Origin of the sequence: Streptomyces sp. cf386, from assembly GCF_900103585.1 — a bacterium.
Taxonomy (GTDB): domain Bacteria; phylum Actinomycetota; class Actinomycetes; order Streptomycetales; family Streptomycetaceae; genus Streptomyces.
Genome location: NZ_FNHV01000015.1, coordinates 252,548 through 264,329, shown reverse-complemented (window position 1 = coordinate 264,329; position 11,782 = coordinate 252,548). Strand labels below are relative to the sequence as shown.

Genomic DNA, 11,782 nt, shown 5'->3' with positions numbered 1-11,782 from the left:
CGAGGGTGGTCTGGACGTCGGGGTGGCGGCGCTTGAGCTCGCGGATCGCCTCGATGGTGGCGATACCGTCCCCGCGGGACTCCTCCTGACCGGTGCAGATGGTGAAGGTCAGGGTGTCGATGAGGATGTCCGACTCGTGGATGCCCCAGGTGCCGGTGAGGTCGTCGATGAGCCGCTCCGCGATCTCGACCTTCTTCTGCGGGGTGCGGGCCTGGCCCTCCTCGTCGATGGTCAGCGCGATCAGCGCCGCGCCGTGCTCCTGGGCCAGCCGGGTGACCTGCGCGAAGCGGGAGCCGGGGCCGTCTCCGTCCTCGTAGTTCACCGAGTTGATGACCGCACGCCCGCCGAGCTTTTCCAGGCCGGCCCGGATGACGTCGACCTCGGTGGAGTCCAGCACGATCGGCAAAGTGGACGCGGTCGCGAAACGCCCCGCCAGCTCCTCCATGTCCGCCACACCGTCGCGGCCGACGTAGTCCACGCACAGGTCCAGCATGTGCGCGCCCTCACGGATCTGGTCGCGGGCCATCTCCACACAGTCGTCCCAGCGCGCCTCCAGCATCGCCTCACGGAACTTCTTCGACCCGTTCGCGTTCGTCCGCTCACCGATCGCCATGTACGCGGTGTCCTGACGGAACGGCACCGTCTGATAGAGCGAGGCCGCACCCGGCTCCGGACGCGGATCACGCTCGCTGGGCTTGGTTTCCCGGACCCGTTCCACCAGCTGCCTCAGGTGCTCGGGGGTCGTGCCGCAGCAGCCGCCGATGAGGTTCAGCCCGTAGTCCCGTACGAAGTTCTCCTGGGCGTCGGCCAGGCCCTCCGGGCCGAGGGGGAAGTGCGCGCCGTCCTTCGTGAGGATCGGCAGGCCCGCGTTCGGCATGCACAGCAGCGGGATGCGGGAGTGACGGGCGAGGTAGCGCAGGTGCTCGCTCATCTCGGCCGGGCCGGTGGAGCAGTTGAGGCCGATCATGTCGATGCCGAGCGGCTCCAGCGCGGTCAGCGCGGCACCGATCTCCGAGCCGAGCAGCATCGTGCCGGTCGTCTCGAAGGCCATGGAGACCAGCAGCGGGACGTCGGAGCCGGTCGCCTCCATGGCGCGGCGGGCGCCCAGGACGGAGGCCTTGGTCTGGAGGAGGTCCTGGGTGGTCTCGACGATCAGGGCGTCGGCGCCGCCGGCGAGCAGGCCCTCGGCGTTGGTCTGGTAGCCGTCGCGGATCGTGGCGTAGTCGACGTGGCCGAGGGTGGGCAGCTTGGTGCCGGGGCCGACCGAGCCGAGGACCCAGCGGGGGCGGCCGTCGCGGGCGGCGTACTCGTCGGCCGTCTCTCGGGCGATACGGGCGCCCGCCTCGGACAGTTCGTGTACGCGGTCGGCGATGTCGTACTCCGACGCGGCCGTGTGGTTGGCCCCGAAGGTGTTGGTCTCGACGCAGTCGACGCCCACCGCGAAGTACGCGTCGTGGACGGAGCGGACGATGTCGGGGCGGGTCAGGTTGAGGATCTCGTTGCAGCCCTCGAGGTTCTCGAAGTCGTCGAGGGTGGGGTCATGGGCCTGCAACATGGTGCCCATCGCTCCGTCGGCGACCACCACACGGGTCGCGAGCGCCTCGCGGAGAGCCTCGATCCGCGGGTTCTTCACACCGCACCTGCCAGGAGGGGCTGGAGTCGCCCCAGCGCGATGTCGGCGGGCACCCGGGGCCCGCGGCCGTCCGGATCCCCGGCACCCGGCCTGGTCGTGTCCATCTCACACCCCTGCCGCGGCTCGGAGTGCCTCGGCGCGGTCGGTGCGCTCCCAGGTGAAGTCGGGGAGTTCGCGGCCGAAGTGGCCGTACGCGGCGGTTCGGGCGTAGATCGGGCGGAGCAGGGCGAGGTCGCGGACCAGAGCGGCGGGGCGGAGGTCGAAGACGGAGCGGATCGCCTCCTGGACGCGGGTGAGGGGGACGGTCTGAGTGCCGTACGTCTCGACGAACAGGCCGACGGGCTCCGCCTTGCCGATGGCGTACGCCACCTGTACCTCGCAGCGACGGGCGAGTCCGGCGGCGACGACGTTCTTGGCCACCCAGCGCATCGCATAGGCGGCGGAGCGGTCGACCTTGGAGGGATCCTTGCCGGAGAAGGCCCCGCCGCCGTGACGGGCCATGCCGCCGTAGGTGTCGACGATGATCTTGCGGCCGGTCAGGCCGGCGTCGCCCATCGGGCCGCCGATCTCGAACCGGCCGGTGGGGTTGACCAGCAGCCGGTAACCGTCGGTCTCCAACTTGACGCCCTCGTCGGCCAGTTGGCGCAGCACATGCTCGACGACGTGCTCGCGTACGTCGGGGGTGAGCAGCGTGTCCAGGTCGATGCCGCTCGCGTGCTGTGAGGAGACGACCACCGTGTCCAGGCGCACCGGACGGTCGTCGTCGTACTCGACCGTGACCTGTGTTTTTCCGTCGGGACGCAGATAGGGGACGGTGCCGTCCTTGCGGACCTCGGCCAGCCGGTGGGACAGACGGTGCGCCAGGCTGATCGGCAGGGGCATCAGCTCGGGTGTCTCGTCGCAGGCGTAGCCGAACATCAGCCCCTGGTCGCCCGCGCCCTGCCGGTCCAGTTCGTCCTGGCCGCCCGCGGTCCGGTACTCGTGGGCGGTGTCGACGCCCTGGGCGATGTCCGGCGACTGTGCGCCGATGGAGACCGACACCCCGCACGACGCGCCGTCGAAGCCCTTGGCCGACGAGTCGTAGCCGATGTCGAGCACGGCCTCCCGGACGAGTTGGGCGATCGGGGCGTAGGCCGTGGTGGTGACCTCTCCGGCGATGTGCACCTGGCCGGTGGTGATCAGGGTCTCCACGGCCACCCGGGCCGTGGGGTCCGCGCTGAGCAGCGCGTCCAGGATCGTGTCACTGATGCGGTCCGCGATCTTGTCGGGGTGGCCTTCGGTCACGGACTCCGAGGTGAAGAGGCGACGGGACACAACTCTCCTTGGTGTGGGCGGCAGTCGGCAGATTGCGGGTTGTGGGTTGCAGATGGCTTGGAGCGTCCGTCCGCGTCCTCGCGCGTCGCTGCAGTGGGCCTCGACCCGCAGGCGTCCATCTCCCGCGACCTCCGCACAGCCCGGCTTCGATCGGGACCCGAGCCCCGTCGGGCACCGTGCCGAGCCGGGCGACAACGCCGGGAGCGGAGGACGGACATGAAACGGTTCGCGCGAGGCGCACTGCGCAGCCTGCGGGGACAGCTCACAGTCATGGGGACGGCGAAGCGGATCGTCATCCGGCACGGTGTCCTGCCCGTGTGGCGGGCCCTGGTGGCCTTCGGCTCGATGTACGTGGGCATGGTGGAGCGCAATCCGAGCGCACACCCCCCGCACGACGGGTACGTCCCGTACGGCCGGCCTCAGGCCTGTCCCCCGTGGCCGCCGGTCCCGGCATCCGAACCCGGGGAGGGCGTGGTGCCCGGGTTCGTCGCGCCGCCCGCGGGGCATCCCGAGCGGCTGCGGCCCGACCTGCCGCTGACCGAGGTGGAGCGGGCGCTGGCGCGGCAACTGTCGGGGCCCTCCGCCGGCGGCGACCCCACGGTGAGTTGACCGCGACTCGAGAGGGCGCGCCGAGCCTGGCAGCACAGTCACAGAAAGGGGAGGAGATGTCCGTTCCCGAAGAGCGGCCGCAGCCGACGGCGGAGTGCTTCGCGGAGGCCCGTGGCCCCGACATGGCGACGCGGCTGGCCGAACTCGCCGAGCTCCGCGCGCTGGCCCGCGACGGCGGCGCTCCCGACGGCGCCGAGCGTCAGCACAGCCGCGGCAAACTCACCGCTCACGAACGGCTGGACATCCTCTTCGACGAGGGCACGTTCGTCGAGTTCGAGGGACTGCGACGGCACCGCGCCACCGGTTTCGGCATGGAGCTGCGCAGGCCGCCCGGCGACGGCGTGGTGGCCGGCTGGGGCAGGGTCGACGGACGCACCGTGTTCGCCTACGCCCATGACTTCCGTGTCTTCGGCGGTTCCCTCGGGGAGGCCCACGCCACCAAGATCCACAAGGTGCTGGATCTGGCGGCCTCCGCGGGCGCGCCCGTCGTCGGGCTCAACGACGGGGCGGGCGCCCGCATCCAGGAGGGCGTGACCGCGCTCGCCGGATATGGCGGGATCTTCCGCCGCAACGTCCGCTCGTCCGGGGTGATACCCCAGATCAGCGTGATGCTCGGTCCGTGCGCCGGGGGCGCCGCCTACAGTCCCGCGCTCACCGACTTCGTCTTCATGGTGCGCGGCATCTCGCAGATGTTCATCACCGGACCGGACGTCGTCGAGGCCGTCACGGGGGAGAGCATCGGCCAGGACGCCCTCGGCGGCGCCGATGTGCACGCCGCCACCTCAGGGGTCGCGCACTTCGCCTACGACGACGAGCGCGAGTGCCTGGAGGACGTACGGCATCTGCTGTCGCTCCTGCCGTCGAACAACCGCGAACTGCCGCCGGAACAGCCCGGTGACGACCCGGACCGCAGCTGTCCCGAGCTGCGCGACCTCGTGCCGACCGATCCGGGGCGGCCCTACGACATGCGCGCGGTGATCGAGCGGATCGTCGACCACGGCGAGCACTTCGAGGTGCACGCCGGCTGGGCCGGGAGCGTCCTGTGCACCCTGGCCAGGATCGACGGCCAGACCGTGGGCATCGTGGCCAACCAGCCCTCGTCGCTGGCCGGGGTCCTGGACATCCACTCCTCCGAGAAGGCGGCGCGGTTCGTCTCCACCTGCGACGCCTTCAACATCCCGCTCGTCACGCTGGTCGACGTACCGGGGTTCCTGCCGGGTGTGGGGCAGGAACACGACGGCATCATCCGGCACGGGGCCAAGCTGCTGTACGCGTACTGCGACGCCACGGTGCCGCGGATCCAGGTCGTGCTGCGCAAGGCGTACGGAGGCGCCTACATCGTGATGGACTCGCGCTCCATCGGCGCGGACCTGTCCTTCGCGTGGCCCACCAACGAGATCGCGGTGATGGGCGCGGAAGGCGCCGCGGGCGTCGTGTTCCGCAAGCAGATCGCCGCGTCCGAGGACCCGGAGGCCACCCGGGCCCAGCTCGTCAAGGAGTACAAGGCCGAGCTGATGCACCCGTACTACGCGGCGGAGCGCGGCCTGGTCGACGACGTCATCGACCCCGCCGACACCCGCAAGGTGCTGGTCGAGTCACTGCGCATGCTGCGCGCCAAGGACGCCGACCTGCCGTCGCGCAAGCACGGCAACCCGCCGTCATGAACGGCCCCGCACCACTGCTGCGCATCGAACGTGGCAGCCCCGGACCACAGGAGCTCGCCGCCGTCACCGCCGTCCTGCTCGCCGTCCTCGCCGCGCCGGACACCGGACAGGACAACACCGGACGCGAGCGGCGCGCCGTCCGCCGGCGCACCGCCGCCACGACCGTGCACCGGCCCACGCCCCGCTCCTGGCGCACCGCCCCCTGACCGGACGGCGGCGTGTGCCGTCCCCAGAGCAGAAAGAGAGAAACGCCATGGCGCAGCAGCGCATACTCGTCACCGGCGGAGCCGGGTTCATCGGCTCCCACTATGTGCGCACCCTGCTCGGCCGCCCATCCGACGGCGACGCCCTCCGGCTGACCGTCCTGGACAAGTTCACCTACGCCGGCAACCCCGCCAACCTCGAAGCCGTACGGGGCCACCCCGCGCTCACCGTCGTCCGGGGCGACATCGGAGACGCGGACCTGGTGCGGGGACTCCTCGCCGACCACGACCAGGTGGTCCACTTCGCCGCCGAGTCCCACGTCGACCGATCCATCGGCTCGCCGGGGGAGTTCGTCCGCACCAACGTGCTCGGCACGCAGACCCTGCTGGACGCGGCCGTGCACACCGGGGTCCGCACCTTCGTGCACGTCTCCACCGACGAGGTCTACGGCTCGGTCCCGTACGGCTCCACCGGTGAGGACGCGCCACTGGCCCCCGGATCGCCGTACGCCGCGTCGAAGGCCTCCTCCGACCTGCTCGCCCTGGCCCAGCACCGCACCCACGGCCTCGACGTGCGGATCAGCCGCTGCTCCAACAACTACGGCCCGCACCAGATGCCGGAGAAGCTCATCCCGCGCTTCGTCACCAGCCTCCTGGCCGGTGAGACGGTGCCGCTGTACGGCGACGGACTGCATGTGCGGGACTGGCTGCACGTCGACGACCACGTCCACGGCATCGAGCTGGTGCGCACCCTCGGTCGCCCCGGGGAGGTCTACAACATCGGCGGCGGTACGGAACTGACCAACCAGAAGCTGACGGCGATGCTGCTCGACGCGTGCGGTGCCGACTGGGGGAGCGTGCGCCACGTCGCCGACCGCAAGGGGCACGACCGCCGCTACTCCGTGGACTGCACGAAGGCTTCGGTGGAGCTGGGGTACGCACCGCGGCGGGACTTCGCCGAGGGACTCGCGCAGACGGTCGCCTGGTACCGGGAGAACCGGTCCTGGTGGGAGCCGTTGCTGCCGCACTGCGCACCCGAGGCGGTGCCGGTGGGCGGTGAGAGCGCATGAGGGCCGGGTACGCGGACGAGGACCCCGCCGTGCGCGATGTGCTCGGCGCCGTCCAAGAGTTGACGGCGGGGCTGCGCGAACGGGCCGCCGAGGCCGAGCGGTTGTGCCGGCTCCCGGAGGAGTCGGTCAAGGAACTGACGGAGGCGGGCTTCTTCCGGCTGCTGCGGCCCCGCGCCTTCGGAGGGCTCGCCGCGCCGCCCCAGGCGCATTTCGCCGCCGTGGGTGCGCTGGCCGCGGCCTGCGGTTCCACGGGCTGGGTGGCCTCCGTGTTCGGCGTGCACGCCTGGCACGTCTCACTGTTCGCGCCGCGGACCCAGCGGGAGGTCTGGGACCCGGACGCGGGCGCCCTCGTCTCGTCCTCGTACGCCCCGTCCGGTACGGCGGTGCCGGTGACCGGCGGATACACGCTGAGCGGGCGCTGGAGCTTCTCCTCCGGCTGCGACCACGCCCAGTGGGTGCTGCTGGGCGCGTTCGTGACCGGGCCGGAGGGCTCGCCGCCCGAGATGCGGGCGTTCCTGCTGTCGCGCGACGACTACCGGGTGGAAGCGGCCTGGGACACCGTCGGGCTGCGGGGTACCGGCAGCAACGACATCCTGGTCGAGGACGTGTTCGTCCCCGCGCGGCGCACCATCGGGGTGGGCGCGAGCGCCGAGCGGGTCTTCCCCGGCTGGGAGTCGAACCCCGAGCCGCTCTACCGGGTGCCGTTCCCGGCGATGTTCACCACCGCCGTCACCGCCCCGATCGTCGGCACGGCCGCGGGAGCCTACCGGGACCACTGCGCGACGCTGCGCGACCGGATCGCCGAGGGACGGCCGCGCCGCGGCGATCTCGACCCGGCCGGCCAGCTGCGCATCGCCCGGGGCAGCGGTGACGTCGACGCTTCTTGGAGCCAACTCGTAGGCAACATGGCCGAGTTGTACGACCGCGCCGAGCGGGCCCGGGAACCCGGGCTGGAGCTGCGCGCCCGGACCCGCCGGGACCAGGTGCTGGCCACGGAGCGGGCGGTCGCCGCCGTGGACCTGCTCATGGTGCACGCCGGAGGGAACGCCATGCGGACGGGTTCCGGCGCGCTGCAGCGGGCCTGGCGGGACGTGCACACCGGACGCGGGCACGCGGCCAACGACATCGAACGCGGACTGCTTCCGTACGCTCAGCAGGCCTTGGGGCTGGACGTGCGCGAGTCCATGGTGTGATCCCGCCGAGGGCCGACGGCAGCGGCCCCGCGCTTCCCCGCCATTCATCTGTGGGGGCAGCGCGGGGCCGCAGCCGTGCGGCTCAGCGCAGTGACGCGAACTGGTCCCGCAGGGAGGCGTCGAGGTCGTAGCGGGGGTGCCAGGCCAGCAGGGCCCGGGCGCGGGAGATGTCCAGGCACTGCCACTCCGGGGGCGTGCGGTCGGATGCCGTCGGCGGTGGGCTCTCCACGATGCGCGCCGGGACGCCGCTCGCCGTGACGAGCCGTTCGACCAGGTCGCGTACGGCCACCGCTTCGCCGCGTCCTATGTTGACGACCCGCCCGGCCTGCGCCGCCGGCAGGCGGGCGTCCGCCGCGGCGAGCACCGCCGCTGCGACGTCCCGCACGTCGACGTAGTCGCGGTGTGCGGACAGCGGGGCGAGCCGCAGCTCGACCGGACCGCCGCCGGCTCGCCGTCCGGCGGCCAGTCGGGCGGCGACCGATCCCAGCAGGCTGCCCTCGGGAGCACCCGGGCCCGAGACGTTGGCGATCCGCAGCACCACCGCGTCGAGGCCCTGGTCGGCCACCGCCGCCAGGACCCGCTGCGTCGCGGACAGCTTCGTACGGCCGTACGGGGTGACCGGCTGCGGCGGAGTGACCTCGGGTGTGGCACGGGGGCGGACCCCGGGCCCGTACTCGTGCACTGTGCCCAGCTGCACCAGACGCGTCCCCGGCGCCGGCCCCACCACGGCCTCGACCAGCGCCGTGACCAGGGCGTCGTTGGCCGCGGCCATGGCCTCGGGCGTGGTGCGCCACACCGCGCCGGCGGCATTCACGACCACGTCCGGCGCCAAGTCGCCGAGCAGCGCGCGGATCTCGCCGACTCCGGCACGGGCCAGATCGGCCCGGATGTCGGCGGCCGGACCGCGGGCCACCGTGACGACCCGCTCGCCCGCCGCCTCGAACGCCGTACGGATGTGCCGTCCCAGATACCCGGTGCCACCGAGCACCACCACGGACCTGCCCATTGCGGGAACCTCCCTCTCGCCACCGGTGGGGCTCCCAGCCTCCCCGGCCGGCCTAGAGGCCCGGTCGACGCCGGGACTGCGGGCCGGCCGGGCCGACGGCCGTCAGCCGGCGAGGAGTTCGGCTGCCCGGCCGTCGTCCAGCCGCAGGTGGGAGCCGCGGAACGACTGCCGTAGCCGCCGGTCGTGGCTCACCACGATCAGCGTGCCGGGGTAGGCGTCGAGGGCGTGCTCCAGTTCCTCGGCGAGGGCCGGCGACAGATGGTTCGTCGGCTCGTCCAGCAGCAGCAGGTCCACCGGGCGGCTCACCAGTCGGGCGAGGCCCAGTCGGCGCCGCTGCCCGGTGGACAGCGCCTCGACCAGGGTGTTCAGCGCCTCGGGCCGGAACAGACCGAGCGAGAGCAGTTCCTCCTCGTACTCGGCGGGCAGGCCGCCGCGGCCCGCCGCGAACGCCTCCAGCACGGTCTGCCCGGGCCGTCCGTACGACTCCTCCTGGCGCAGATGACCCACGGCCCGTGGCCGGACCACCGTCCCCTGGTCGGGCCGCAGTTCGCCGGCGACGACCCGCATCAGCGTGGACTTTCCCGCGCCGTTCGGGCCGGTGACCAGGAGCCGCTCCCCGGGGGCGAGCCGGAGTCGTGGCACCCGCAGCCGGTCGCCGACCACGACGTCGCCGAGCTCCACGGCCGTCGGTGGTGCGTCCGGCCGGCCGTCGGGGGTGTGGGCGGTGAGGGTGTCGTAGCGGAAGCGCAAGGGGTCCGGGGGGCGCGGCACGGGCTCCTCGCGCAGTCGGCGCAGGCGTTCGTTGGCGTTGCGCACCTTGTGCGACACGCCGGTGGACGTGGCGCGCGGCCGGGCCGCGCCGGCGCCGCCGTTGCTGAGGGCCACGCGTTTGCCGATGACGGCGAGTTGGGCGGCCGCGGTCTCGGCGAGCCGGGACTGCCGGTCGAGCTCCGCCAGCCAGTCCGTGTGCCGCTGCTCCCAGCGCGCCCGGGCGGCGGCCTTCGCGGCCAGGAAGCCCACCCAGCCGTCGCCGTACCGGTGGACCGTGCGGGTGTCGCCGTCCACCTCCAGGATCGTCCGGGTCACGTTCTCCAGGAACAGCCGGTCGTGGGTGACCACGACGACCGTGCCCCGATGGGCGCGCAGATGGCTCTCCAGCCATGCCGTGGCCCGGTCGTCGAGGTTGTTGGTCGGCTCGTCGAGGAGGAGCAGCTCCGAACCGGCCGCGAGGGTCGCCGCCAGCGCGAGCCGGGTGCGTTCCCCGCCGGAGAGGTGGGCCAGCGGGCGGCGGCGGTCCAGCGAGGGCAGGCCCAGGCCGTGCAGGGCGGCGTCGACGCGAGCGTCGGCCTCGTAGCCTCCCCGGGCCTCGAACTCGTCCAACAGCTCGCCGTAGCGGGCCAGTTCCTCGGGTGACGCGTCGCCCAGCGTGGCCTCGCACGCGGCGATCCGTGCCGCGAGCGTGCGCAGATCGGCGAGGACGTGGTCGATCGCGTCGCCCACGGTCGCGCCGGACGGCAACCGCAACGTCTGGGCCAGATAGGCGAGGCCGCCGGGCGAGTCGACGGTCACCGTGCCGTTGTCCGGCCGCTCCAGGCCGGCCACCAGCCTCAGCAGGGTCGACTTGCCGGAGCCGTTCTCGCCGACGATGCCGATCTTTTCGCCGGGCCGGACGGTGAACGACACGGCGTCGAGGACGACCCGGCCGTCGTAGCACTTGGTGATGTCGGTCAGCGCGAGCTGCCCGCGGGAGGACGGGCGATGGGTGCGCAAAAGGGTTCTCCTGAGTTCTCGTCAGCGCTGCGGAAAGGGCCGATCGGCAGGGATCGGCGCGGTGCGCATGCCGGAGGCGGTGGCTGCGTCCGGCGCGAGAATCACAGGTGGAAGAGGTAACCCATGGCCGCCAGTGTAGGGCGGGGTGCGTGGTCCTGCCATCGAAATTCCCGGGCCGTGCCGCGCCCGGCGGACGGGGGCCGTCCGCCGGGCGACGCGTGGTCGGAGCCTGTGTGCACGGGCTCTCAGGCGCCCAACTCCACCCGGCTGTGGTCGCCGAGGATCAGCCGGTGGTGCGGGCCGGGTGTGCGGGGTGCCGGGCGGACGTCGGAGTTGCGTCCGATGAGCGAGGACTCGATGCGGTCCACGCCCTGGATGGAGGTGCCGGGCAGCACGATGGAGTACTCCACGCCGCTGTCCGTGACCCGGCAGTCCTCGCCGATCGAGGTGTACGGGCCGATGCGGGAGTCCTCGATCAGCGCGCCCGCGGCGATCGACACGGGCCCGATGACGCGGGAGCGCCGGACGACCGCACCGGCGGCCACCTCGACCCGGCCGTCCAGCTCGGACCGCCCGTCGACGTTGCCGTCCACCCGGGGGGCCAGCCCCTCCAGGACGATCCGGTTCACCTCCAGCAGGTCGGCGACGCTGCCGGTGTCCTTCCAGTAGCCGGTGAGCTCCGAGGCCCGCACCGCGTGCCCCTGGTCGACGAGCCACTGGACGGCGTCGGTGATCTCCAGCTCGCCGCGGGCGGAGGGCGAGATGGCCCGGACCGCCTCGTGCACCGCCGGGGTGAAGAAGTACACGCCGGCCAGCGCGAGATCGCTCCTCGGGACCTGCGGCTTCTCCTCCAGCCGCACCACCCGTCCGGCATCGTCCAGTTCGGCCACGCCGAACGCGCTGGGCTCGGCCACCTTGGTCACCAGGACGTGGGCGGCCGACCGTGCCCGGGCGAACTCCTCGACCAGGCCCGTGATGCCGCCCTCGACGAAGTTGTCCCCGAGGAACATCACGAAGTCGTCGTCGCCGAGCCAGTGTTCGGCGATCAGGACCGCGTGCGCCAGCCCCAGTGGCTCGGCCTGCGGCAGGTAGGTGACCTCGACCCCGAACCGGCTGCCGTCCCCGACGGCCGCCCGCACCTCCGGGGCCGTACCGCCCACCACGATGCCCACCTCGCGGACTCCGGCGGCGGCCAGGGCCTCCAGACCGTAGAAGAGGACCGGCTTGTTGGCGACGGGGACGAGCTGTTTGGCGGAGGTGTGGGTGATCGGCCGCAGCCGGGTGCCGGAGCCTCCGGACAGCAGGAGTGCCTTCATGGTC

At 72.7% G+C, this 11,782-nt stretch carries 10 protein-coding genes; 5 read left to right on the top strand and 5 right to left on the bottom strand.

Annotated features, from left to right (window positions below; translation table 11 throughout):
* Both BLU79_RS33780 and metK read right to left on the bottom strand, forming a co-directional pair.
* Nucleotides 1–1,564 (bottom strand): homocysteine S-methyltransferase family protein (locus BLU79_RS33780; RefSeq protein ID WP_256333564.1); only part of this gene is annotated, 1,564 nt, incomplete at its 3' end.
* Nucleotides 1,565–1,738: 174 nt separating this feature from the next.
* On the bottom strand, nucleotides 1,739–2,947 hold the full coding sequence (gene metK / locus BLU79_RS33775) for a methionine adenosyltransferase (RefSeq protein ID WP_093909774.1): 1,209 nt from the start codon (nucleotides 2,945–2,947) through the stop codon (nucleotides 1,739–1,741).
* Between the two features lie 216 nt (nucleotides 2,948–3,163).
* Between metK and BLU79_RS33770 the strand changes: the two genes are divergently transcribed.
* From BLU79_RS33770 to hsaA, 5 genes are read left to right on the top strand one after another with little or no spacing between them, the layout of a single operon-like run.
* Nucleotides 3,164–3,556, top strand: a complete 393-nt coding sequence (locus tag BLU79_RS33770; RefSeq protein ID WP_093909773.1) for a DUF6059 family protein — start codon at nucleotides 3,164–3,166, stop codon at nucleotides 3,554–3,556.
* Between the two features lie 56 nt (nucleotides 3,557–3,612).
* Nucleotides 3,613–5,220 (top strand): acyl-CoA carboxylase subunit beta, encoded by a 1,608-nt coding sequence (locus BLU79_RS33765; RefSeq protein WP_177001278.1) that lies wholly within the window; start codon nucleotides 3,613–3,615, stop codon nucleotides 5,218–5,220.
* Nucleotides 5,217–5,426 (top strand): acyl-CoA carboxylase subunit epsilon, encoded by a 210-nt coding sequence (locus tag BLU79_RS33760; RefSeq protein WP_093909772.1) that lies wholly within the window; start codon nucleotides 5,217–5,219, stop codon nucleotides 5,424–5,426. Before BLU79_RS33765 ends, BLU79_RS33760 begins: the two co-directional genes overlap by 4 nt.
* A gap of 47 nt (nucleotides 5,427–5,473) precedes the next feature.
* Nucleotides 5,474–6,493 (top strand): dTDP-glucose 4,6-dehydratase, encoded by a 1,020-nt coding sequence (gene rfbB, locus BLU79_RS33755; RefSeq protein ID WP_093909771.1) that lies wholly within the window; start codon nucleotides 5,474–5,476, stop codon nucleotides 6,491–6,493.
* Nucleotides 6,490–7,686 (top strand): 3-hydroxy-9,10-secoandrosta-1,3,5(10)-triene-9,17-dione monooxygenase oxygenase subunit, encoded by a 1,197-nt coding sequence (gene hsaA, locus BLU79_RS33750; RefSeq protein WP_093909770.1) that lies wholly within the window; start codon nucleotides 6,490–6,492, stop codon nucleotides 7,684–7,686. Before rfbB ends, hsaA begins: the two co-directional genes overlap by 4 nt.
* Nucleotides 7,687–7,768: 82 nt before the next feature.
* Here hsaA and BLU79_RS33745 read toward each other — a convergent pair whose 3' ends face one another.
* From BLU79_RS33745 to BLU79_RS33735, 3 genes are all read right to left on the bottom strand, one after another.
* A complete protein-coding gene (locus BLU79_RS33745; protein ID WP_093909769.1) occupies nucleotides 7,769–8,692 on the bottom strand; it encodes an NAD-dependent epimerase/dehydratase family protein in 924 nt (307 codons plus the stop codon).
* A gap of 102 nt (nucleotides 8,693–8,794) precedes the next feature.
* Nucleotides 8,795–10,462 (bottom strand): ribosomal protection-like ABC-F family protein, encoded by a 1,668-nt coding sequence (gene abc-f / locus BLU79_RS33740; RefSeq protein ID WP_093909768.1) that lies wholly within the window; start codon nucleotides 10,460–10,462, stop codon nucleotides 8,795–8,797.
* A gap of 245 nt (nucleotides 10,463–10,707) precedes the next feature.
* Nucleotides 10,708–11,778, bottom strand: coding sequence for a glucose-1-phosphate thymidylyltransferase (locus BLU79_RS33735; protein ID WP_093909767.1), 1,071 nt, complete (start codon nucleotides 11,776–11,778; stop codon nucleotides 10,708–10,710).
* Nucleotides 11,779–11,782 lie beyond the last annotated feature (4 nt).

Excerpts from the sequence above, each read along its gene's own strand:
- BLU79_RS33765 (WP_177001278.1), top strand. The coding sequence starts at position 3,613 with ATGTCCGTTCCCGAAGAGCGGCCGCAGCCGACGGCGGAGTGCTTCGCG.
- BLU79_RS33735 (WP_093909767.1), bottom strand. The coding sequence starts at position 11,778 with ATGAAGGCACTCCTGCTGTCCGGAGGCTCCGGCACCCGGCTGCGGCCG.
- BLU79_RS33770 (WP_093909773.1), top strand. The coding sequence starts at position 3,164 with ATGAAACGGTTCGCGCGAGGCGCACTGCGCAGCCTGCGGGGACAGCTC.
- BLU79_RS33745 (WP_093909769.1), bottom strand. The coding sequence starts at position 8,692 with ATGGGCAGGTCCGTGGTGGTGCTCGGTGGCACCGGGTATCTGGGACGG.
- hsaA (WP_093909770.1), top strand. The coding sequence starts at position 6,490 with ATGAGGGCCGGGTACGCGGACGAGGACCCCGCCGTGCGCGATGTGCTC.
- rfbB (WP_093909771.1), top strand. The coding sequence starts at position 5,474 with ATGGCGCAGCAGCGCATACTCGTCACCGGCGGAGCCGGGTTCATCGGC.
- BLU79_RS33760 (WP_093909772.1), top strand. The coding sequence starts at position 5,217 with ATGAACGGCCCCGCACCACTGCTGCGCATCGAACGTGGCAGCCCCGGA.